Genomic DNA, 19,638 nt, shown 5'->3' on the forward strand with positions numbered 1-19,638 from the left:
GTGCGCGCCGGCCGGGTTCCGTCCCGATAAGGCTACTTCACGATTTCCGAGCCGATACCCTGGTCGGTGAACAACTCCAGGATGATGGAGTTCTCCACCCTGCCGTCTATGATGTGGGCCTTCTCCACGCCGCTCTCCACGGCTTCCAGGCAGCATTGCAGCTTGGGGATCATGCCGCCCTGGATAACGCCGTTGTCAATGGCCTGTACGGCCTGGGCGCGGGTCATGGATGAGATTCGCTCTTTCTCGTGGTCGAGGATGCCGGGCACGTCGGTGAGCAGAATCATGCGCCGCGCCTGGAGGGAGGAGGCCACCGCCCCAGCCACGGAATCGGCGTTGATGTTGTAGGTGCGGCCTTCGTCGTCCACGCCCACCGGGGCGATGACCGGCACGAAGTTCTCCGCCTGCAGGGAGTGGATGAGGGCGTTGTTGATGGACGTCACTTCGCCCACCTTGCCCAGATCGATGATCTCCGGCGGGGCGTCCCTCTTCTCCAGCACCATCTCCAGCTTGCGAGCGCTGATGAGCTGGCCGTCCTTGCCGGACAGCCCCACCGCCTTGGCGCCCTCCAGGTTCAGCTGGTTGACGATCTGCTTGTTGACCTTGCCCACCAGTACCATCTCCACCACGTCCATGGTGGCCTCGTCCGTGACGCGCAGCCCCTGTTTGTACTCGGAGACGATACCCAGGCGGGAGAGCATGTCCTTGATCTGGGGGCCGCCGCCGTGGACGATGACAGGGTGGATGCCGATGTACTTGAGCAGCACGATGTTCAGGGCGAACTGCTTCTTCAGCTCCTCGTCCACCATGGCGTGCCCGCCATACTTGATGACGATGGTCTGCCCGTGAAAGCGCCGGATGAAGGGCAGGGCCTCGAGGATGATGCGCGCCTGGCGCTCCGCCTTGCGGATTACGGACACGGTGTGTCTCCTTCAGCGGACGGGGCGGCCCCTCCGCGTGCCTCGGTGTTTAGAGGATGTAGCGCGACAGGTCGCGGTCCTCCACCACGTCGCCCAGGTGGTCCAGCACGTATTGCCTGTCCACCACCACCTTGCCGCCGCCCATGTCCGGGGCGGAGTAGGAGAGTTCGGCCAGGATGCGCTCCATGATGGTGTAGAGCCGCCTGGCGCCGATGTTCTCGGTGTCGTTGTTGATTTTCTCCGCCACCGAGGCGATCTCCCGCAGGGCGTCATCGGTGTATTCCAGCTCGATGCCTTCCGTGGCCAGCAGCGCCTTGTACTGCACCGTCAGGGCGTTGGTGGGCTCGGTGAGGATGCGGTAGAATTCCTCGGTGCCCAGATCTGACAACTCCACCCGCAGGGGGAAGCGGCCCTGGAGCTCCGGCACCAGATCCGACGGCTTGGCGTAGTGGAAGGCTCCCGCGGCGATGAACAGGATGTGGTCGGTCTTGATCATGCCGTACTTGGTGTTCACCGAGCAGCCCTCGACCACGGGCAGCAGGTCGCGCTGCACGCCCTGGCGGGAGACGTCCTGCCCCTGGCTGCGCTCGCTGCCCGCGACCTTGTCCAGCTCGTCGATGAAGAGGATGCCGGACTGCTCCACGCGCACCTTGGCTGCTTCGGCGACCTTGTCCATGTCGATGAGGCGGTCGCTCTCCTGCTCGATGAGCAGTTCGCGCGCCTCCTTGACGCTGACCTTGCGCCGCTTCTCCCGTTTGGGAAAAACGCCCTGGAGCATGTCCTTCATCTGGTTGCCCATGTCCTCCATGCCGGGCATGGAGAGCATTTCCAGCTTCGGCCCCTCGGCCGAGACCTCGATTTCCACCTCGCGGTCGTCCAGTTTGCCCTCGCGCAGCATGCGGCGGAACTTCTCGCGGGTTTCGGTGGCGTTTCTGGAGTCGGGCAGGAGGCGGTCGAGCAATTGCTCCTCCGCGGCCTGCTCCGCCTGCGCCCGCACTCGGGTGGACTCCTCCTTCTTGACCAGGTTGACGCCGATCTCCATGAGGTCTCGCACCATGGATTCCACGTCGCGGCCCACATAGCCCACCTCGGTGAACTTGGTGGCCTCCACCTTGAAGAAGGGGGAGCGGGAAAGCTTGGCCAGCCGACGGGCGATCTCGGTCTTGCCCACGCCGGTGGGGCCCATCATGATGATGTTCTTGGGCGCTATCTCGTCGCGCAGGTCCGGGTCGATCTTGCGCCGCCGCCAGCGATTGCGCATGGCGATGGCCACCATGCGCTTGGCTTCGGCCTGTCCCACGATGTAGCGGTCCAGCTCCGAATGGATTTCGCGCGGGGTCAGCGAGGTTTCGCCGTCGCTGGCGCCGCGCAGAACGAAGGAGGGCAGGCCCGGGCCCTGCTCCTGGGGTTGGTTGGGGTCGTTGGCGTCGTTGCTCATCTGTCTATGGTCTCGATGGTCAGTTGGTCGTTGGTGTACACGCACAGTTCCGCGGCCACGCGCATGGACTCCTCGGCCACGGAACGCTTGTCCATGCCGGCGTGGCGGGTCAGGGCGCGGGCGGCGGACAAGGCGAAGGGGCCGCCGGAGCCGATGGCCGCCAAACCGTCATCCGGCTCAATGACGTCGCCGGTGCCGGAGAGCACGAATAGGTGCTCGCCGTCGCTGGCCAGCATGAGCGCCTCCAGGCGGCGCAGGAATTTGTCGGTGCGCCAGTCCTTGGCCAGTTCCACCGAGGCGCGCAGCAGGTTGCCCTTGAATTCGTCCAGCTTGGACTCGAATCGTTCGAAAAGGGTGAAGGCGTCGGCCGTGGCCCCGGCGAAGCCCACCACGACCTTGTCGTGATGGATGCGCCGTACCTTGCGGGCGGAGTGCTTCATGACCACGTTCTGGCCCATGGTCACTTGTCCGTCGCCGGCCACGGCCACGCCGGTCTCGTCCAAAACGGCCACGATTGTGGTGGCCTCGAAGGCGGATTCCATATTTAGTCGTCCTTTTCCGTCTCGGGTTGGCCCAGTGTATGCTCGGCCGTTTCCTTCCACCGCCGCCAGTCCGCCTCGGAGTGCAGAACCATCTCCGCCAGGGAGGCGTCGCCACGCAGAAGGCCCTGTCGCAGTTCCTCCAGGGCGAGGGGGGCGGCCAGATCCACCGGATAGCCGTAGGCGCCGGTGCTGATGGCCGGGAAGGAGACGCTGTCGATACCGTTTTCACCGCACAGCCGCAAGGATTGGGCGTAAGCCGAACGCAGGGTTTCGGCTTCCCCTTGCTCGCCCCCCGAGTAGACCGGCCCCACGGTGTGGATGACGAAATCCGCCCGCATGTCGAAGCCGGGCGTGATGACCGCCTCACCCGGAGGAAGGGGGCCATGCGCCCTGGCGATTTCCTTGCATGCCTCAAGCAGCTTGGGGCCGGCCGCCCGGTGGATGGCGCCGTCCACTCCGCCCCCCCCAGCAGGGACGAGTTGGCCGCGTTGACCACGGCCTGTCGTTCGCTTTGGGTGATGTCGCCCTGGCGGACGACAAGCGTGCCGGAATCGACGGTCCAGGTTGCCTCAGGCATGGCTCGCCTCCTTGGCTGCTTCGGAAGGGCGGAAGGGTTCCAGCCAGTCCGGGTCGATACGCGGCGCGGTCAGGGACAGGCTCATCCGTCCCTGTCGGAGGGATTCGGCCGCTGCCTGGCGCACTTCGTTCAGACTCACTTCCCCGATGCGCCGGGCGGATTCCTCGAAGTCCACGTGGCGGCCGTGGAAGAATACGTTCTTGGCCAGGCGCAGCATGCGCTCCTCGGTGGATTCGGCACCCAGGAGAAGCAGGCCCTGCAGGTGCTCCCTGGCACGGGCCAATTCCTCCCTGGTTACAGCGCCGTTCGCCACCGCAGCCAGTTCGTCCCGCAGCACTTCGATGAGTTCGCCGGTGCGCTTCGGTTTGCCCGCGGCGTAAATCTGCAGTGCGCCGCAGTCCGAGAGGGTGGAGGAACTGGAATACACTGAGTAGGCCAGGCCTCGCCGTTCGCGGATTTCCTGGAAAAGGCGGGAGGACATCTGCCCGCCCAGCAGCGCCGAGAGGCAAGCGAAGGCGTAGCGCCTGTCGTCGCGCATGGAGACGCCGGGTGTGGCAATGAGCACGTGGCTTTGCTCGGTGTCGCGCTCCCGGCTGGAGAAGGTGGGTGTGTACTCGGGAACCTGTGGGGTGGGAGGCTCCTCCCCGCGGGGGAGATCGCCGAAGAAGTGTTCAGCAGCCCGGACCAGCCCTTCCGTGTCCACCGAACCGGCCGCAGACACGATGATGCGGTCAGGAGCGTACTTCCGTTTTCCCCAGCGAAGCAGATCTTCGCGGCTGATGCCGGACACGCTTTCCTCGGTTCCCAGGATTGAGTGGGAGAGGGGGGAGCCGCTCCACATGTCGGCCCAGAAGGCCTCGAAGGCGGCTTCCTCCGGACTTTCCTCCACCATGGCCAGCTCCTGCAGCACCACTCCTTTTTCCAGGTCCAGCTCCGCAGGGTCCAGCCTGGGATTGCGGACCAAGTCGGCCAGCACGTCAAAGGCCTCGGTCTGGCCGTGGTCCACAACCCGGGCGTGGAAGCAGGTCTCCTCGCGCCCGGTGAAGGCGTTGGACAGGCCGCCTAGGCGGTCCAGGGACATGGCGATGTCCAGGGCGCTGCGGGTGGAGGTGCCCTTGAAGGCCATGTGTTCCCACAGGTGTGCCGCGCCTTCCAGGCCCCGCGGCTCGTGGCGCGAGCCCGCCATGACCCACACCCCGAGGGACAGGGAGCGGACATGGTTCATGGGCTCGGCCACGATGCGCAGGCCGTTGTCCAGTCTGTGCAGGATTGGTTCGGCCATCAGGTCCACAGGGGCAGGCCGGTGGGCTCGTCGAAGCCGCGCACCAGTTCTTCGCCGGGCACAGGCTGCACAAAGAGCTCGCAGGCGAAAATCTTGCAGCCCGGCATGGTGTGCCCGCCGATTACGGAGAAGTCGGCGCAGCTCAAAGTGAGGTGCATGTGGGCCATGGGCTGGCCGTCCTTGAGGCTGATGTTGCCGATTCCGGACAGGATTTCCATGTGCTGGTCGAAGGTCTGGCTCTCATAGCGCCGCTCGTCCTGGTGATAATAGCCCAGCACCGCCTTTTCCACGGCGCCGATGCAGGACATGAAGGCTTTGTTCACGCCGCGTTCGCGGCACACGTCGGCGATCGCTTCCAGCATGTCGGCTTCCTTGGGGAGGCGGACGAGAAAAGGTTCCATGAATCGCTCCTAAAGAGGTTAGAGGTACTTGGAAATGTTTTGTTTTGTTTTGTCGAACTTCTCCAGGGATTCTTCGGCCGACTCGTCCTGGGCATGCTTGGCGGCTTGCGAGCGTTGGAATCCGGCACGCTCCAGGTCGCCGGAATAGAGCGCGGCATAGGCCAATTGCAAGTGGCCCTGGAACACATCGCCTGAGGCGCCGTATATTCGCCCCAGGTGGTAGCGGACCTCGCTGTCCTCTGGGAACTCCTCCTTGACCCGCTCCATATATTCGATCGCCTTGGGGTATTCCTTCTGTTCGCCCAGCAGCCGGGCAAGATAGAAAAGGGCCATGAGATCGGAGGGGGCACGGAGATATGCCTTCTGTAAATGGCGTCCGGCCTGTCCGAATTTCCCTTGTTCAAAATGGAAGATGCCCACCTCGCGGTGGATGAGCGGGTCCGCATCATCGCAGGCCAGGGCCTTCCGGAATGATTCGCGTGCCTGGGCCGGACGGTTTTGGCGGCTGCGCACCACGGCCAGCCCCATGTGCTCCAGACACGTGAATGAGGATTGGTCGCCCCGATAGTACCCTTCGGCCAGTGAGGTCTCTGTGTAGCGGCAACGGATGAGGGCCTTGGCGCGTTCGAAACGCTGGTCGCTGTCATCACGCTCCCTGATCTCCTCAGGCAGCCTCTCGATGCGGTCGGTGAGGTAGCCGATGCGCTCCGAAAGCCCGGGGTGGGTGGACATGTAGGTGGGGATCTCGCGCCCGGAGAGGTTTTGCTTTGTGCGCATGACCTCGAAACCGCGCACCAGCCCCCAGGGGGAAAAGCCTGATTCCAACAGGTAGTTCATGCCTACCTGGTCCGCCTCGCGCTCGTGGTCGCGCGAGTAGGAAAGCATGGCGGACAGGGAGGCTGCCTGACTGCCCTGGGCAACGGCAGCGCCCGCGTCGCTGCCCATAAGCGCTCCGGCCAGCGCTCCCACCAGCGAAGCCGCTCCCAGAATCTGCTGCTGGCGTATGCGTTCGGCCAGGTGGCGCTGGGAGACGTGTGCGAATTCGTGGGCCAGCACGCCGGCCAAGTCAGCTTCGTGCTCGAAATGCAGCAGAAGGCCGGAGAAGATGTAAACGTGTCCGGCTGGCCCTGCGAAGGCGTTGAGCATCTTTCCCCGGATGACCTTGGTGGTGATGTCGAAGGGGATGGGCGGCATGGAGGACTTGATGCGACTGGTCAGATCCCGCACGTAGCCTAGCACCACCGGGTCCTTGATGAGCGGCACCTGGGCTTCGACCGCCCGCGCGAACTCCTTGCCCAGCTCCGCCTCCTGACTGATGTCCAGACCGCCGAACAGCGCCTCGGCCCGACGGACGGGCGGGGCCCAGAGCAAGGTGGCGATGAGGAGGCAGGCCACGGTGACGGCGGCCAGGGTGCGGCGTTGGGTCATTGAGTGAGGATAAAGCCCAAGCAGCCGTTAGGCAACGGGGCCGGCAAACGAAAAAGGGGCCCAGTGGGCCCCTTTTTCGCTTCACAAAACCACATCAGGCCTATTTGTTCATCATGTCCAGGAATTCCTTGTTGCTCTTGGTGCCACGCATCTTGTCGAGCAAAAACTCCATGGCGTCCAGGGAGTTCATGGGGGAGAGGACCTTGCGGAGTATCCAGACGCGGTTGAGCACGTCTTCGGGGAGCAAAAGCTCCTCTTTGCGCGTCCCGGAACGGTTCATATCGATGGCCGGGTAGAGGCGTTTCTCCGCCAGGTGGCGGTCCAGGTAGATCTCCATGTTGCCGGTGCCCTTGAACTCCTCGAAGATGACCTCGTCCATGCGGGAGCCGGTGTCGATGAGGGCGGTGGCGATGATGGTTAGGGAGCCGCCGTCCTCGATGTTGCGCGCCGCGCCGAAGAAGCGCTTGGGGCGCTGCAGGGCGTTGGCGTCCAAGCCGCCGGAAAGCACACGGCCGGAGGAGGGGGTGACTGCGTTGTAGGCGCGTCCAAGACGGGTGATGGAATCCAGCAGGATGACCACGTCCTTCTTGCGCTCGACCAGCCGCTTGGCCTTTTCCATTACCATTTCGCAGACCTGCACGTGGCGCTGGGGCGGCTCGTCGAAAGTGGAGGAGACGACCTCGGCGTCCACGGAGCGCTCCATATCCGTGACCTCCTCGGGACGCTCGTCGATGAGCAACACGATAAGATAGGCGTCGGGGGTGTTGGCCCGGATGGACTTGGCGATGGTCTGCAGGAGCATGGTTTTGCCGGTTCGCGGCGGGGCCACGATGAGGCCGCGCTGGCCGGTGCCGATTGGGGCCAGAAGGTCGATGACCCGGGAAGAGTAGTTCTTGTCCCCGTTCTCCATGACGAATCGCTTGTCAGGGTAGATGGGGGTCAGGTTGTCAAAGAGGATGACCTTCTTGGTGGCCTCGGGCGGCTCGAAATCGATATGGGAAACGCGCAGCAGGGCGAAATAGCGCTCGCCCTCCTTGGGAGGACGGATACTGCCGTTGACCGTGTCGCCGGTGCGCAGGCCGAAGCGTCTGATCTGGGAGGGTGAGACGTAGATGTCGTCCGGCCCGGGCATGTAGGAGTACATGGGCGAGCGCAGAAAACCGAACCCGTCCGGCAGTATTTCCAACACGCCCTCGCCGTAAATGGAGCCGTTCTGCGAGGCGCGGTTCTGCAGGAGCGCGAAGATGAGCTCCTGCTTGCGCATGTTGGAGGGGTTTTCGATCTTCAGTTCGTTGGCGAGCTCCATGAGCTCGGGCATGCTCTTGCGCTTGAGGTCGGAGAGGTTCATTCGCACCCTCTATGCTGCGGATGGGTTTGCCGTTTTCCTCGTCCGCACGCGCGCGCCACCAAGGAGTTTGCGGCACGCGTGCAGGCTCTTGTCTGCATACTGGTTGGCAAGACGGAAACGATCAGCGAAAATTGTGTCGTCGGTTTTTCCGGGGCCGCCGGAGCGGCGAACGCTTAGGAGTCGAAGATACCGGTTGGCGGGGAATGCCGGACGTCGACCGAAGGGCAATTACCGCAAAGAGCCAACTGATGCAACCCTTGCGGCGGGATCAGAGTTCGTTTTCTTCTCCCAGCACGTCGCTGAACATGTCGCGGATTTCTTCCTTGACCCCTTCCTGGTCCTTGTCGAGGGCGAAGGACAGTTCGGTGGTCACCAACCCCATGGCCTGCTCCAGAAGCCGCCTCTCGCCGAAGGAAAGCTCCTTGTCCCGGCCGATGAGCAGCAGTTCCTTGAGGACGTAGGCGACGTCGGCCAGGTCGCCGCTCTTGAGCTTTTCGGAATATTCCCTGTAACGCCGGTTCCAGTTCTGCCCGGTGTAGCCTGTGAAGTCCGAACGGTCCTGCAGGATGGAGAGGATGCGCTGTCCCTCGTCCTGGCTGGAAAGGGCGCGCAGGCCGACGTTGGCCGCGTTGGCCACCGGAACCATGAGGGTGACGTTGTTGGCCAGTATGCGGACGATGTAGAAGTCGGCGGTGGCGCCGCCAATCTCCTGAGACTCGACCCGCTCCACCTTGCCGACACCCTGCGCCGGATACACCACGAGTTCGTTTACGTTAAACAACAAAGTCCTCCATTCCAGACGTAGAACGGCCATGTTACACAAAAGCAGTGGGCAAGTCCAACATGGTCCTCGCTAATCGGCCGTCTCCGCGGCCGCGTCGAAGGGGTGAAGGAATTGCTGCGCAGCGGAGAGTCCGCGGCCGAAAAAGAGTGGCAGGGCATCGCGGGCGCGAGCCAGCACTGGCGGCAAAAGCTCCAGTTCAACCGGGGAGAAGGGCGTGAGCACATAGTCCTTGACCTGCCACGACTGTTCCGGCCGTCCGATGCCCACCCGCAGACGCGTGAACGCGTCGGTGCCCAGCTCGTCCACCAGGGAGCGCAAGCCGTTGTGTCCGGCCACGCCGCCGCCTTTCTTGATTTTGAGCCGGCCCAGGGGGAGGTCCATTTCGTCGTGAACCACCAGCACATTCTGGGGTGAAACGCCGTGTTCCTTGCACAGTCGCGCCACAGCCACCCCAGAGCGGTTCATGTAGGTCATGGGCTTGGCCAGCAGGAAGAGCCCACGGTTCTTGGGAACCTTCGGCAGGCTCACGGCGAAGGTTTCGGAGTCGTCCGGCCCAGGCAGTTCTTCAGCGGTGCGGTAGTGTTTCTCCCTCGCCTCGGCCAGCACAGCATCGACAACCATGAAGCCCGCGTTGTGGCGGGTCATGCGGTACTGTTCGCCCGGGTTGCCCAGGCCGACGATCATTCCTGCGAATTCCATGGCGATAAAAAAAGGGCTCCAAGTCGCCTTGGAGCCCTGGGTAAAGCGACTCGTGTAACGGGGTTACTCGCCTGACTCTTCTTCGCCTTCGGCGGATTCCTCGCCCTCGGCGGCCTCTTCACCGGCCTCCTCGGCTTCCTCGGCCTCGAGTTCTTCCTCGGTGGGCTCCATTTGCGGCGGCTGCACGCCCAGCACGGCGAAGTTCTCGTCGTAGTGGATCTCGACGTCCGCGGGCAGCTTGACGTCTTCGATGTTGACCGAGTCGTTGATGTTCAGTTCGCTGACGTCGATCTGAATGGAGTGAGGAGTCTTAAGCGGCAGGCACTCCACGGTGAGATAGTCGTGGAAGAGGGTCAGCACGCCGCCCTCGTTGACGCCCGGAGCTTCGCCGAGGACCTCGACGGGAACGTCCACGAGAGCCTTCTTGGTCAGGTCCACGCCGAAGAAGTCGACGTGAACGAACTGGTTTTTGAAGGGATGGCGCTTGAGTTCGCGGATGAGGGTCGGCTTTTCCAGGCCGCCTTCCACTTTGAGGGTGAAGACGTAGGAGTGGCCCACCTCGCCGTAGACCTTTTCCAGGGCCACGCCGTCCACCTTGACCGGCACGTTCTGACCGGACCCGTCGTAGTAGATGCCCGGGATCAAGCCCTGGCGGCGCAATTCGCGGCAAGCGCCCTTGCCCGCCTCTTCACGGGGGAGGGCGGTGAGTTCAAGCTGTTCGGCCATGTCTGTTCTCCTTTGGAGTGAAATGCGCTCGGAATCCCGGTCTAGACGAAAAGCACGCTGACCGAGGATTCGGAATGGATGTTATGAATGGCCTTGGCCAACAGGCCGGCCACGGATTTGACCGCGATCTTGGAGCATTCCTTCCCCTTGGGTCCCAGGGGGATGGTGTCGGTGACTATGACGCCGTCGTAGGCCGAGTTCTCCAGCCGCTCGATGGCCGGGCCGGAAAGCACTGGGTGGGTGGCGCAGGCCAGGCACTTCTTGGCTCCGTGCTCGATGAGTACGTCGGCAGCGGTGCAGATGGTGCCCGCTGTATCGATCATGTCGTCCAGCACGATGGCCACCTTGCCCTCGACGTTGCCGATGAGATTCATGGCCCGGGCCTTGTTGGGCTCGTCGCGGCGCTTGTCGATGATGGCCAGGGAGGCTCCCAGGCGCTTGCCGTAGGCCCTGGCGCGTTCCACGCCGCCGGCGTCTGGGGAGACCACAACCAGTTCCTCGTCCTTCTGCGTCTCCTTGAGGTAGTCAAGCAGGACGGGGGCGGCGTAGAGGTTGTCCACGGGCAGGTCGAAAAAGCCCTGGATCTGCCCGGCGTGCAGGTCCACGGTCAGCAGGCGGTGCATACCGGCCGCGGACAGGAAGTCGGACATGAGCTTGGCGGAGATGGGCGCGCGAGGCACCACCTTCCGGTCCTGCCTGGCATAGCCGTAGTAGGGCACCACCGCTGTCACGCGTGAGGCGGAGGCGCGCTTGAGGGCGTCCAGGATCAGGCCGAGCTGCATGATGTTGAAGTTGACCGGGGAGCAGGTGGGCTGAACCACGAAGACGTCCGCGCCACGGACGTTGGCCCCGATCTCGATGCGGATCTCGCCGTCGGAGAAGGTTTCGGCCAGAATGGGGGTGAGCTTGCACCCGAGGTGATCGCAGATGGCCTCGGCCAGTTGCGGATTGGCCGTGCCGCTCAAAATGCGCAGGTCGCCGTGCAGCGCCATGTCCTTGGATCCTTTTGCGAATGAAAAATGGCAGGGGTGGCAGGATTCGAACCCGCGAATGACGGGACCAAAACCCGTTGCCTTGCCAGCTTGGCTACACCCCTGCATTAAAAAATGCCAGTCGCGTATGCGCGGATACCCTCGGCCGCCAGGGCCGAGGCGGCCGCCTCAAGGCGGCGTTCACGGCGGAAGAGGGCGACCATGGCGGCTCCGCTGCCGCTCATGACCGCGCCCGACGCGCCGAGCTGAAAGAGCCACTCCTTCAACCGCCGCAGCTCGGGAAACGCGGAAAGGACAACTTTCTCGAAATCGTTTTCCAGCCGGGGCCGTCCAAGGCAAAAGGGTCCATTATCGACTTCGGATTGGGCTGTCAACCATTGGTAGCCCTTCTCCGCATCATCGTCCAGGGCGGCATAGGCCCAAGCCGTTGGTACATGGACATCCGGGCAGACCACCAGGGCAAGGCAGTCGTCCAGACCGGGTTCCACCTCTGTGAGCCGGTCTCCAACGCCTGTGGCCTCGGCGGCCGAGCCAAGCAGAAAAAAGGGGACGTCCGCGCCCAAGTCAACGGCCAACTTCCGCAGGCCGTCTTCTGTCAGAGCTCGCTGTCCGGCCTCTTCCTGCAGAATGCGGAGCATGGCCGCCGCATCGGCACTGCCTCCGCCCAGGCCCGCGCCGTCGGGGATTCCTTTGTCCAGGTGGATTTCCAGGTCCGCAGACAGGCCGGTGGCCCGGCTGTGCGCGACGTAGGCTTTTGAAACGATGTTCTTGTCCAAAGGGAGTTCCGGCAAGCCGGGGCAGTGCAGTTGCAAGCCGCCACCGGGTGCGCCCGGGGAAACGCGCATCTCGTCATGGGGTTCGTCCAGGCGAACGAAGAGGCTGTGGAGGGTGTGGTAGCCGTTTTCCAGCCTGCCCGTGACGCGCAGGAAGAGGTTGGCCTTACAGGAAACGCGGAAGGTGCGGGGCATGGCTGAAAAAAGGGGAGGACGGTCAGCCGCCCTCCCCGGAGTCGTCCTGCTTATGGGTGTCTAGTTGCCCTGGTCCACCGTGATGGTCCGGATGAGGTTCTGCCCCTGGCGCTTGAGCAGCACCAGCAGCACCCCTTTCTCCTTCCCCTCGTTCTCGTAGATGCGCTTGAAGGCGCTGACCGAGTCCACGGGTTCCTGGTTGACCTCCAGAATCACGTCGCCGGGCCTTATCTCGGCCTCGGCTCCGGCGGATCCAGGGGCCACGTCCTGCACCAGCAGGCCCTGCGGGCGCTGCAGGCCCAGGGCGCGCGCTTCCTGCTCGGTCACGGGACGCACGTTCAGCCCCGCCACGTCGCCGCTGGGAGATTCGGGGCTGGGGCCACGGCGGGATTGGGCCAGCTTCTCGGTGTCGCGCTGTCCCAGAGTGGCGGTCAGGTTGAGGGTCCTGCCCTTGCGCCAGACCTTGAGGCGGACCTTGTCACCCGGCTTCAGTCCGGCGATGGCCTTGAGCAGCTCGGAGGAATCCGCCACAGACTCGCCGTTGACGGCCTGGATGACATCCTGCGTCTTGATGCCGGCCTCGGCGGCGGGGTCGCCCTCGATGACCCCGGCGATGAGCGCGCCGCGGGGTTCGGGCAGGTCCAGGGCCTTGGCCACATCTTCGTCAACGTCCTGGATGGTCACACCGAGCCAGCCGCGCTCTACCTCGCCCTTGGTCTTGAGTTGGGTGATGATGTCCCTGACCATGGAGGACGGGACGGCGAAGCCGATGCCCTGCCCGGCGGCGATGATGGCCGTGTTCACGCCGATGACCCTGCCGTCCATGTCGATGAGCGGACCGCCGGAGTTGCCGGGGTTGATGGAGGCGTCGGTCTGGATGAAGTTGTCGAAGGGACCGGCGCCGATGACGCGGCCCTTGGCGCTGATGATGCCGGCGGTGACGGTGTGGCCCAGTCCGAAGGGGTTGCCGATGGCCATGACCCATTCGCCCACCCTGGCCTGGGCGGAGTCGCCGAACTCAAGCGTTGTCAGCTCGCGGTCGGTCTCGATTTTAAGGAGGGCCAGGTCGGTTTCCTGGTCGCGCCCCACGATTTCCGCTGGAATGCTTTCCTCAGAGTCGAAGAGATTGACGGATACCTCGTCCGCTCCGGCGATAACGTGGTTGTTGGTCACGATGTAGCCGTCCTCAGAGATGATGAACCCGGTGCCCAGGGAGGTCTGCTGGTGTTTGGGAGCCTGCTCCGGATTGCGGCCGTTGGGGTTCTGCCGGAAGAAACGCTCGAACTGTTCAAAAAAGTCTTCCATTGGCCCGCCCTCGGGACCGGGATGAAAACGGAAGAAATCGCGCAGTCGCTGTTGGCCCTCCACGGTTTTGACCGTGGAGATGTTGACCACGGCTTTGCCGGCCTCGTCTGCCAGATCGACGAAATTCGGGAGTTGGGCGGCCGAGGCGCCGTGGGCGAGCGCGAAAACCAGCCAGATGCTAGCCAGGGAAGTGAAAAAACGTCTGTACGACATGCGAAACTCCTTTCTTCCCGGCTTGTTTCCGGATACTTTCGGGAACAAGCCGATAGTCCCGGGAAGTATACGTTCTCCTTGCGAAATGTAAATAGCGCCCTGGCGGAACAATGGAGAGGAAAACAGCCAAGACCGGGTCGCCTTGACAGCTGCACGCGGCGGCAGTACCTGTTGCTCCCGTCAATGGCCCCGTAGCTCAGCAGGATAGAGCAACTGCCTCCTAAGCAGTAGGCCGCACGTTCGAATCGTGCCGGGGTCGCCATATTTTTCGCGGGAGCTGCCTTCGCCAAAAGGGTAGCCTCTTTATTTGTATCGGGCCAACTCTGCCCGTTCGCCGTTCATACGCGTCCGGGGTGTGTTTACGCCGGAAAACGCGAAAGGCGGGCCGTGGAATCCACGGCCCGCCTTTCGCGTTGCCAGGTTCGGCGGTTGTCAGTCGCAGCGCCGCCAGGGCTCGTTGACCTTTCTGTCGGAGGCTTCAAGCTGGATTTGAGCGGGCAAAAGATCGCCCACCAGCGGAGTGACGGGACTGTAGGACATGCCCGTGCGGATCTCAACAGCCTGGCAGGGCTCGCCCGCGTTGTCCTCGATGCAGTCGCCGTCCGTCTGCCAGCCCGGCCAACTGCAGATGGCCACATCCATGGACGGCGAGGAGCCGGGCAGGGCGCTCTCCCACTCCCTGGCCTTGAGCCGGATGCGTTGCAGCCGGTCTCCTTCCTCCACCCCCTGGCCTGTGGCAGCGAATCTGGCCGCGGCCTGGGCCGACTTGGTCAGGGTGAGCCAGGCGCGGAACATGTTGCCCGTTTCCACCACCCCCAGCGCCAGCATGAGGAACAGTGGAAAGATCAGGGCGAATTCGATGATGCTGGATCCGCGTTCTTTGCCAAGGCGCATGGGGTCTCCTTCTACCGCAGCAGGCGCCAGCCGAGCTGGCGGCCGATCTTTTTGAAGACATCGTCGATGTCGTATGAGGTGGGCGCATTGAAGTAGTGGTCATCCGTCCCCTCTCGAGAGGATGCCACCTGTTTCATCAGCCACACGTCGGTGGTGTCGGAGTTGCCGTAGCGGATGGTGAAGATCTCCACCCCGGCGTCCTTGGCGGCCTGGGCTTCGTCCAGCAGGGCCTGGTTCAGCGCTCCCCCGTCCTCGCAATGGGATTCGTCGTCGCCCATGCGGAAGTAGGCGTTGGTCCAGTAGTTGTTGGGAGTGTAGCCAACGGCGTACCGTCCGCCGCAGAAACCGTCCTCGGTGTCGCCGTCGGTCAAAAGAATCATGATCTTGCGGGTGCGGTCGTCGTCGGACCCCTCTTCGTAGGGTGCTTCGGGGGTCAGCACGTGGCGGCCCCATTTCACTCCCTCTGAAATGACCGTGCCCGACGCAGCGCCCTCGGCGGTGTGCTGGGACAGGGCTTGGTTGATGGTATACTTGTCGTCGGTCAGGGGCAGTGTCTCGGGCAGGTCGGAGCAGGTGTCCATGTCCACCCGCTGCCGGTAGTACCAGGGCAGGTCGTAGTAATCGTCCATGTGATCCGGGTGCAGTCCCACCTCGTTGACCGAGCCATCCGCGTTGCGGCAGCCTCCCGGCAGGCCGTCCACGCCGTCGCCGACTTTCACCTTGCCGCGGAAGCCCACCAGCCCAACCTTGCAGTCCGGGTGCGCCCCGTCCGGCAGGATGAGGTCTATGAGGTTTTCGGCCGCGTCTTTGGTCATGGCGATGGGAGTTCCCTTCATGGAACCGGTGTTGTCCAGCACCAGCACCACCTCGATGTTGTTGAAACCCGCTTCGGCCTCCGCCCGCACGGTTTTGGCGTTGGCCCCAAGCGCGCCCATGAGCAGCATGGGGACTTCAGCCGAGGCCCTGACCACCACGCTGCGCACCTCTGAACCGGGATCAACGTTTTCCACCACAGCCCCGGGATAATTCTCGGCCACCATATCCTGCACCGCCTGCTCCACGATGCCCTTGTCCAGGTCGGGATCGGCGGGCAGCTCCAGGCTGCCGGCCAGGGCGCCCGCGTCCACCGCGGACTGGAGCTTGTTGTGGGAAAGGTAGAGGTTGCCTAGATCCACAGCGAATCCGGCCATGCCCAGCAGGACCGGCAGGAGCAAGGCCATCAGAATGGGCGAGGAACCCTCTTGCCCGTTACGCTTATGGCAGTGGCATGCTGGTGCGGGCCGAAAGCTCAAGCGGCCCTTCAGCCAGCTTTTGCAGAATGGGCCCACTGAAAATGGATTGATAGGCATGCGTCACCTCGACGGTTACTTTCTTGTCCTGCATCTGCACGGATGTGGCCGGAGGACCGCCGGGCAGGTCCTTGGCCATGGCCGACACCAGTTGGCCTGTGTTCGCCGTGTCGCCTTGGCGCAGCACCATGCGCGCTCCTTCACGGCTGGCCTCCTGGATAATGGAGTACGTCCGCAGGGCGTTGCCGCCCTCGACCGCCAGGGCCACCAGCATGGCCAGCACCGGCAGGAGCAGCGCGAACTCGGCGGCCATGATGCCGGACTCCGGATCTCGGCCTTGTGTGGTGGAGCGTGGTTTCTTCATGCCGAACTATACGCATTAACCGTGCCAAAATGCCTGGATACCCATGCGGATCAGGAGCCATGCGGCTTAGGCGGGCTATGGCTGATCCACGAATGCGGGAAGCAGGCTTGACCAATCCCGGGAAAGTGGTCAGGCTGTCCACAAACAATGGAGCAAAAACAAGACATGGCTGCACGCATACTCATCGTGGACGACGACATCGCATTTCAGGGAATGCTTCGCGAGGCCATCGAGGAGAAGGGCTTCGAGACGGATTGCGCCGGCTCGGCCGAGGAGGGCATTGAGCGGGCCGGGGAAGGCTCGTACGATGTTGTCCTGCTGGACGTCCGCCTGCCCGGTATGAGCGGCATCGAGGCCATTCCCGGCTTCCGTGAGATATCACCGGAGTCCGAGATTATCGTCATGACCGCCTACGCGGAAAAGGACCCCGCACTGGAGGCCATTCGGCGAGGGGCCTACGATTATTTCACCAAGCCGTTCTCCCTTTCCGAGATGGAGATTGTTTTGCGCCGGGCGATGGAGAAACAACGCCTGCAGCGACAGGTGCGTTCCCTGCGTCGGACAATGGGTGATTCAGGGCCGATGGCCAGGCTCATCGGCCGCAGCGAACCCATGCTGCGGGTCAAGGAGCTCATCGAGCGGGTGGCTCCCCTGGAGACCGGCGTGCTCATTATCGGCGAGACCGGCACCGGCAAGGAGTTGGTCACGGACACCATCCATGCCCTCAGCAGTCGGGCGGACAAGCCGCTCATCAAGCTCAACTGCGCGGCCATTCCGGAAAATCTGCTGGAATCCGAACTGTTCGGCCACGAGAAGGGCGCTTTCACCGGGGCCACCTCCATGAAGCGCGGCAAGTTCGAGTTGGCCTCGGGCGGGTCCATCCTGCTGGACGAGATAGGCGACATGCCCCTGCACCTGCAGCCCAAGCTGCTGCGCACCGTGGAGCAGAAGCAGGTGGAGCGGGTCGGCGGCGACAAGTCCATCTCCTGCGACGTGCGCATTATCGCGGCCACCAACATAGACCTGGCACAGCGTGTGCGGGAGAAGGCCTTCCGCGAGGACCTCTATTACAGGTTGAATGTGGCCCTGATTTCGCTCCCCCCACTTCGGGAACGCAAAGACGACTTGCCGATTTTGTCCGAAGCCTTTGTCGAGCGTCTGAACACCAAGCTCGGCACACGCATCAAAGGGGTCAGTCCGGCCGCCCTCAAAGCCATGCACGCTTTCGACTGGCCAGGCAACGTGCGCCAGTTGGCCAATGTGCTGGAGAGGGCCGTCATCTTCTGCCGCGGTGAGGTGATCGAGCCGGAGGACATTGACTTCGGAGTTTCCGGAACCCCGCAACCCCATTCCCCCGGTCCCGCGCCCGCGGGCGGAGGTTTGCCGCAGGTTCCCCTGCGCCAGGCGGTCAACGAGTACGAAAAGACACTCATCCTGACCGCGCTTCGGCAGTCGGACGGTATCCAGACCGAGGCCGCCCGTTTGCTGGGCATCTCGCCGAAAAACCTCTGGAACAAGATCCAGAAACACGCAATCGATCCGAACGAACTCCCAGCCTGATCCCCAAATCGTGGAGCGCTCTCTCATTCTGGGAGAGCGCTCAACTCAGACCGCGTTCCGCGCGGTTCCATCTCTCTTCCCTCTGTTTTCTTCCAAGTCTTTTCCATGAATCATGGAGAATCTGCACTCGAGTGAATAGCTCTGTCTACAGGCTATTGTTTTTAACGTGTTGATTATGTTGATTTAAAATCGTATTTTAATGGTTTGGCACATGCGTTGCTCAAGGAAAAGCCAAGACCGAAAAAAGGCAGGCACCCCGAGTAAGCCATCAACAAATCAACGACAAAGGAGAGCACCATGTTCAACGCCATCAAGAATTTCGTGAAGCAGGAAGAAGGCGCCACCGCTCTGGAGTATGGCCTGATCGCCGCCCTGATCGCCGCGGCCATCGTCACCGCCGTCACCACTCTGGGCACCAACGTCAGCAACACTTTCGACAACATCGCCACCAGCGTGGGCGGCGCCACCAGCGGCGGCTAAACACCACGTAAGCACCGGCCGGAACAGGGGGTGGTGGCGAACATCGCCATCACCCCCTTTCCGTCCCGGGCGTCAAGGGGGAGAGCGAATGCAGGCCCACATCATATTTCTCTTCATCGTGCTGGGCATCGCCTGCGTAACCGACCTGCGCGATCAACGGATACCCAACCTGCTGACCTACCCGGCCATGGCCATGGCCCTGACCTTCCACGCCATGCACGGCGGGTGGGACGGGCTTCTTTTTGGTCTGGCCGGATGGGGCGCGGGATTGGGGCTGATGCTTCTCCCGCACTTCATGGGTGTCATGGGTGCGGGCGATGTCAAGCTCATGGCCGTGGTCGGCGCCGTCATGGGTCCGGCCGGGGCCTTGTCGGCGTTTGTGCTGACCAGCCTGGCCGGGGGCGTCTACGCCCTGGTGATGCTGGCCATCCACTGGCGGGTGGCCGGGCGTGTCCTCATTGGCCTGCTGCAGGCCGTCTCCCTCATGCCCGCCACCGGGGGCATGCAGTACCAGCCGCGGGCGGAAATGCCCCGGCTCTGCTACGGCCTGGCCATCGCTGTCGGCTCTGTGGCGGCCTGCCTGCTGCAACCCGGACTGGCCTAGGGGGGAGCCATGCGTAAGTCACGCGCTCTGATCCAACTTTTCCTGGCCCTGCTGCTGGCGGGGGGAGCCGGATTTCTTGTGCTGAGCATGTCCGCCTCCAAGCCGAAAGAGGCCGAGCAGCCTCCTCCGCGAATTGAAACAACGGATGTCGCCGTGGCCTCGACGATACTCAAGGCCGGGGAAAAGATCGACGCCGAGTCCGTGCGCATGGTCCCGTATCTCGAGGAGAGTATGCCCGACGGCTGCTTCACCGACTTGGCCGAACTCGAGGGCAGGGTTGTTCTCACCCCGATGGGCAAGGGCGAACCCGTGACCCGCGGCAAGTTGGTGGACAAGGATTCCGCTGTGGGCGGGGTCAGCGCCCTCATCGGCGACGGCAAACGGGCCATGGCGGTCAAGGGGAACAAGGTTATGGGGCTGGCGGGTTTCGTGCGGCCGGGCAACAAGGTCGACGTGTTGGTCACATTGGAGGACGGCCGTCGCAAGTCCAGGACCAAGGTTGTATTGGAAAACGTTCCCGTGCTGGCCACCGGCGAAAAGCTGGAGGCCCTGGAAGACGGAACCCAGGCTCCGGTGGACGTCTACACCCTGGAGGTTGCACCGGAGGAGAGCGAACGGCTCGCTCTGGCGGCCACCAAGGGAACCCTGCATTTCGCCCTGCGTGGCATGAGCGACAACGCCACCATACTTACCCATGGGGTTGACGTGGACCGAGCCCTGGCCGCTTACAAACCCAAGCCGCCTCCCAGACCCAGGCGGCATCCGCCACACCGTGTTGAAATAATCACCGGTGCCGAGCGCACCGCCAAGAAGTTCTAGGGGGG

General features: G+C 63.3%; 21 protein-coding genes and 2 tRNA genes. 5 read left to right on the plus strand and 18 right to left on the minus strand.

What is annotated here, in order from left to right:
- Window positions 1-32: 32 nt before the first annotated feature.
- From argB to N911_RS0103960, 15 genes are all read right to left on the minus strand, one after another.
- Complete coding sequence (argB, locus tag N911_RS0103890) at window positions 33-920, minus strand: acetylglutamate kinase (RefSeq protein WP_029894534.1); 888 nt, start codon at window positions 918-920, stop codon at window positions 33-35.
- Between the two features lie 49 nt (window positions 921-969).
- On the minus strand, window positions 970-2,358 hold the full coding sequence (gene hslU, locus N911_RS0103895) for an ATP-dependent protease ATPase subunit HslU (protein ID WP_081859040.1): 1,389 nt from the start codon (window positions 2,356-2,358) through the stop codon (window positions 970-972).
- A complete protein-coding gene (gene hslV, locus N911_RS0103900) occupies window positions 2,355-2,900 on the minus strand; it encodes an ATP-dependent protease subunit HslV (protein ID WP_029894538.1) in 546 nt (181 codons plus the stop codon). Before hslV ends, hslU begins: the two co-directional genes overlap by 4 nt.
- Window positions 2,901-2,902: 2 nt before the next feature.
- Window positions 2,903-3,355 carry a macro domain-containing protein gene (locus N911_RS16615; RefSeq protein ID WP_341860291.1) on the minus strand — a complete coding sequence of 151 codons (453 nt, stop codon included), beginning with the start codon at window positions 3,353-3,355 and terminating at the stop codon, window positions 2,903-2,905.
- A gap of 114 nt (window positions 3,356-3,469) precedes the next feature.
- On the minus strand, window positions 3,470-4,759 hold the full coding sequence (locus tag N911_RS0103910; RefSeq protein ID WP_051694303.1) for a M16 family metallopeptidase: 1,290 nt from the start codon (window positions 4,757-4,759) through the stop codon (window positions 3,470-3,472).
- The gene (locus N911_RS0103915; protein ID WP_029894542.1) at window positions 4,759-5,160 is read right to left on the minus strand and encodes a PPC domain-containing DNA-binding protein; all 402 of its coding nucleotides are present in this window, start codon (window positions 5,158-5,160) and stop codon (window positions 4,759-4,761) included. Before N911_RS0103915 ends, N911_RS0103910 begins: the two co-directional genes overlap by 1 nt.
- Window positions 5,161-5,178: 18 nt before the next feature.
- The gene (locus N911_RS0103920) at window positions 5,179-6,588 is read right to left on the minus strand and encodes a beta-barrel assembly-enhancing protease (RefSeq protein ID WP_051693894.1); all 1,410 of its coding nucleotides are present in this window, start codon (window positions 6,586-6,588) and stop codon (window positions 5,179-5,181) included.
- Between the two features lie 100 nt (window positions 6,589-6,688).
- Window positions 6,689-7,936 carry a transcription termination factor Rho gene (rho, locus tag N911_RS0103925; RefSeq protein ID WP_029894546.1) on the minus strand — a complete coding sequence of 416 codons (1,248 nt, stop codon included), beginning with the start codon at window positions 7,934-7,936 and terminating at the stop codon, window positions 6,689-6,691.
- A 268-nt stretch (window positions 7,937-8,204) separates the two neighbouring features.
- A complete protein-coding gene (locus N911_RS0103930; protein WP_029894548.1) occupies window positions 8,205-8,717 on the minus strand; it encodes a CarD family transcriptional regulator in 513 nt (170 codons plus the stop codon).
- A 72-nt stretch (window positions 8,718-8,789) separates the two neighbouring features.
- Window positions 8,790-9,419: an aminoacyl-tRNA hydrolase gene (gene pth / locus N911_RS0103935; RefSeq protein ID WP_029894550.1), complete on the minus strand. Its 630-nt coding sequence runs from the start codon at window positions 9,417-9,419 to the stop codon at window positions 8,790-8,792.
- 63 nt (window positions 9,420-9,482) lie between these two features.
- Entirely contained in the window at window positions 9,483-10,145 is a 663-nt protein-coding gene (locus N911_RS0103940) for a 50S ribosomal protein L25 (RefSeq protein ID WP_029894552.1), read from the minus strand.
- A 41-nt stretch (window positions 10,146-10,186) separates the two neighbouring features.
- Window positions 10,187-11,137 carry a ribose-phosphate diphosphokinase gene (locus N911_RS0103945; protein WP_035104317.1) on the minus strand — a complete coding sequence of 317 codons (951 nt, stop codon included), beginning with the start codon at window positions 11,135-11,137 and terminating at the stop codon, window positions 10,187-10,189.
- A gap of 28 nt (window positions 11,138-11,165) precedes the next feature.
- Window positions 11,166-11,241, minus strand: a tRNA-Gln gene (locus N911_RS0103950).
- Between the two features lie 3 nt (window positions 11,242-11,244).
- Window positions 11,245-12,105 carry a 4-(cytidine 5'-diphospho)-2-C-methyl-D-erythritol kinase gene (ispE, locus tag N911_RS0103955; protein ID WP_029894556.1) on the minus strand — a complete coding sequence of 287 codons (861 nt, stop codon included), beginning with the start codon at window positions 12,103-12,105 and terminating at the stop codon, window positions 11,245-11,247.
- A 60-nt stretch (window positions 12,106-12,165) separates the two neighbouring features.
- Window positions 12,166-13,623: a Do family serine endopeptidase gene (locus tag N911_RS0103960; RefSeq protein ID WP_029894558.1), complete on the minus strand. Its 1,458-nt coding sequence runs from the start codon at window positions 13,621-13,623 to the stop codon at window positions 12,166-12,168.
- Between the two features lie 185 nt (window positions 13,624-13,808).
- Between N911_RS0103960 and N911_RS0103965 the strand changes: the two genes are divergently transcribed.
- A tRNA-Arg gene (locus N911_RS0103965) sits at window positions 13,809-13,885 on the plus strand.
- Between the two features lie 170 nt (window positions 13,886-14,055).
- On the opposite strand, the gene N911_RS0103970 is transcribed toward N911_RS0103965, so the two are convergent.
- The 3 genes from N911_RS0103970 to N911_RS0103980 are packed head-to-tail and all read right to left on the minus strand — an operon-like array spanning window position 14,056 to window position 16,170.
- Window positions 14,056-14,517, minus strand: a complete 462-nt coding sequence (locus tag N911_RS0103970) for a TadE family protein (RefSeq protein WP_029894560.1) — start codon at window positions 14,515-14,517, stop codon at window positions 14,056-14,058.
- Between the two features lie 11 nt (window positions 14,518-14,528).
- Entirely contained in the window at window positions 14,529-15,866 is a 1,338-nt protein-coding gene (locus N911_RS0103975) for a pilus assembly protein TadG-related protein (protein WP_425266011.1), read from the minus strand.
- Window positions 15,772-16,170: a TadE/TadG family type IV pilus assembly protein gene (locus tag N911_RS0103980; RefSeq protein ID WP_029894564.1), complete on the minus strand. Its 399-nt coding sequence runs from the start codon at window positions 16,168-16,170 to the stop codon at window positions 15,772-15,774. The genes N911_RS0103975 and N911_RS0103980 overlap by 95 nt, the downstream gene beginning before the upstream one ends.
- A 165-nt stretch (window positions 16,171-16,335) precedes the next feature.
- Here N911_RS0103980 and N911_RS0103985 point away from each other — a divergent pair, with 165 nt between their 5' ends.
- From N911_RS0103985 to cpaB, 4 genes are all read left to right on the plus strand, one after another.
- The gene (locus N911_RS0103985) at window positions 16,336-17,730 is read left to right on the plus strand and encodes a sigma-54-dependent transcriptional regulator (protein WP_029894566.1); all 1,395 of its coding nucleotides are present in this window, start codon (window positions 16,336-16,338) and stop codon (window positions 17,728-17,730) included.
- Between the two features lie 297 nt (window positions 17,731-18,027).
- Window positions 18,028-18,210, plus strand: a complete 183-nt coding sequence (locus N911_RS0103990; protein ID WP_029894568.1) for a Flp family type IVb pilin — start codon at window positions 18,028-18,030, stop codon at window positions 18,208-18,210.
- 88 nt (window positions 18,211-18,298) lie between these two features.
- Window positions 18,299-18,814, plus strand: coding sequence for an A24 family peptidase (locus tag N911_RS0103995; RefSeq protein WP_035104320.1), 516 nt, complete (start codon window positions 18,299-18,301; stop codon window positions 18,812-18,814).
- Between the two features lie 9 nt (window positions 18,815-18,823).
- Complete coding sequence (cpaB, locus tag N911_RS0104000) at window positions 18,824-19,633, plus strand: Flp pilus assembly protein CpaB (RefSeq protein ID WP_029894572.1); 810 nt, start codon at window positions 18,824-18,826, stop codon at window positions 19,631-19,633.
- The last annotated feature ends 5 nt before the right edge of the window (window positions 19,634-19,638 follow it).

The organism is Desulfohalovibrio reitneri (genome assembly GCF_000711295.1).
Taxonomy (GTDB): Bacteria; Desulfobacterota; Desulfovibrionia; order Desulfovibrionales; family Desulfovibrionaceae; genus Desulfohalovibrio; species Desulfohalovibrio reitneri.

Bases quoted from the DNA above. Each gene is read 5' to 3' on its own strand.
- hslU (WP_081859040.1), bottom strand. From the start codon at position 2,358: ATGAGCAACGACGCCAACGACCCCAACCAACCCCAGGAGCAGGGCCCG.
- hslV (WP_029894538.1), bottom strand. From the start codon at position 2,900: ATGGAATCCGCCTTCGAGGCCACCACAATCGTGGCCGTTTTGGACGAG.
- N911_RS0103910 (WP_051694303.1), bottom strand. From the start codon at position 4,759: ATGGCCGAACCAATCCTGCACAGACTGGACAACGGCCTGCGCATCGTG.
- N911_RS0103915 (WP_029894542.1), bottom strand. From the start codon at position 5,160: ATGGAACCTTTTCTCGTCCGCCTCCCCAAGGAAGCCGACATGCTGGAA.
- N911_RS0103920 (WP_051693894.1), bottom strand. From the start codon at position 6,588: ATGACCCAACGCCGCACCCTGGCCGCCGTCACCGTGGCCTGCCTCCTC.
- rho (WP_029894546.1), bottom strand. From the start codon at position 7,936: ATGAACCTCTCCGACCTCAAGCGCAAGAGCATGCCCGAGCTCATGGAG.
- pth (WP_029894550.1), bottom strand. From the start codon at position 9,419: ATGGAATTCGCAGGAATGATCGTCGGCCTGGGCAACCCGGGCGAACAG.
- N911_RS0103940 (WP_029894552.1), bottom strand. From the start codon at position 10,145: ATGGCCGAACAGCTTGAACTCACCGCCCTCCCCCGTGAAGAGGCGGGC.
- N911_RS0103945 (WP_035104317.1), bottom strand. From the start codon at position 11,137: ATGGCGCTGCACGGCGACCTGCGCATTTTGAGCGGCACGGCCAATCCG.
- ispE (WP_029894556.1), bottom strand. From the start codon at position 12,105: ATGCCCCGCACCTTCCGCGTTTCCTGTAAGGCCAACCTCTTCCTGCGC.
- N911_RS0103960 (WP_029894558.1), bottom strand. From the start codon at position 13,623: ATGTCGTACAGACGTTTTTTCACTTCCCTGGCTAGCATCTGGCTGGTT.
- N911_RS0103970 (WP_029894560.1), bottom strand. From the start codon at position 14,517: ATGCGCCTTGGCAAAGAACGCGGATCCAGCATCATCGAATTCGCCCTG.
- N911_RS0103975 (WP_425266011.1), bottom strand. From the start codon at position 15,866: ATGCCTATCAATCCATTTTCAGTGGGCCCATTCTGCAAAAGCTGGCTG.
- N911_RS0103980 (WP_029894564.1), bottom strand. From the start codon at position 16,170: ATGAAGAAACCACGCTCCACCACACAAGGCCGAGATCCGGAGTCCGGC.
- N911_RS0103985 (WP_029894566.1), top strand. From the start codon at position 16,336: ATGGCTGCACGCATACTCATCGTGGACGACGACATCGCATTTCAGGGA.
- N911_RS0103990 (WP_029894568.1), top strand. From the start codon at position 18,028: ATGTTCAACGCCATCAAGAATTTCGTGAAGCAGGAAGAAGGCGCCACC.
- N911_RS0103995 (WP_035104320.1), top strand. From the start codon at position 18,299: ATGCAGGCCCACATCATATTTCTCTTCATCGTGCTGGGCATCGCCTGC.
- cpaB (WP_029894572.1), top strand. From the start codon at position 18,824: ATGCGTAAGTCACGCGCTCTGATCCAACTTTTCCTGGCCCTGCTGCTG.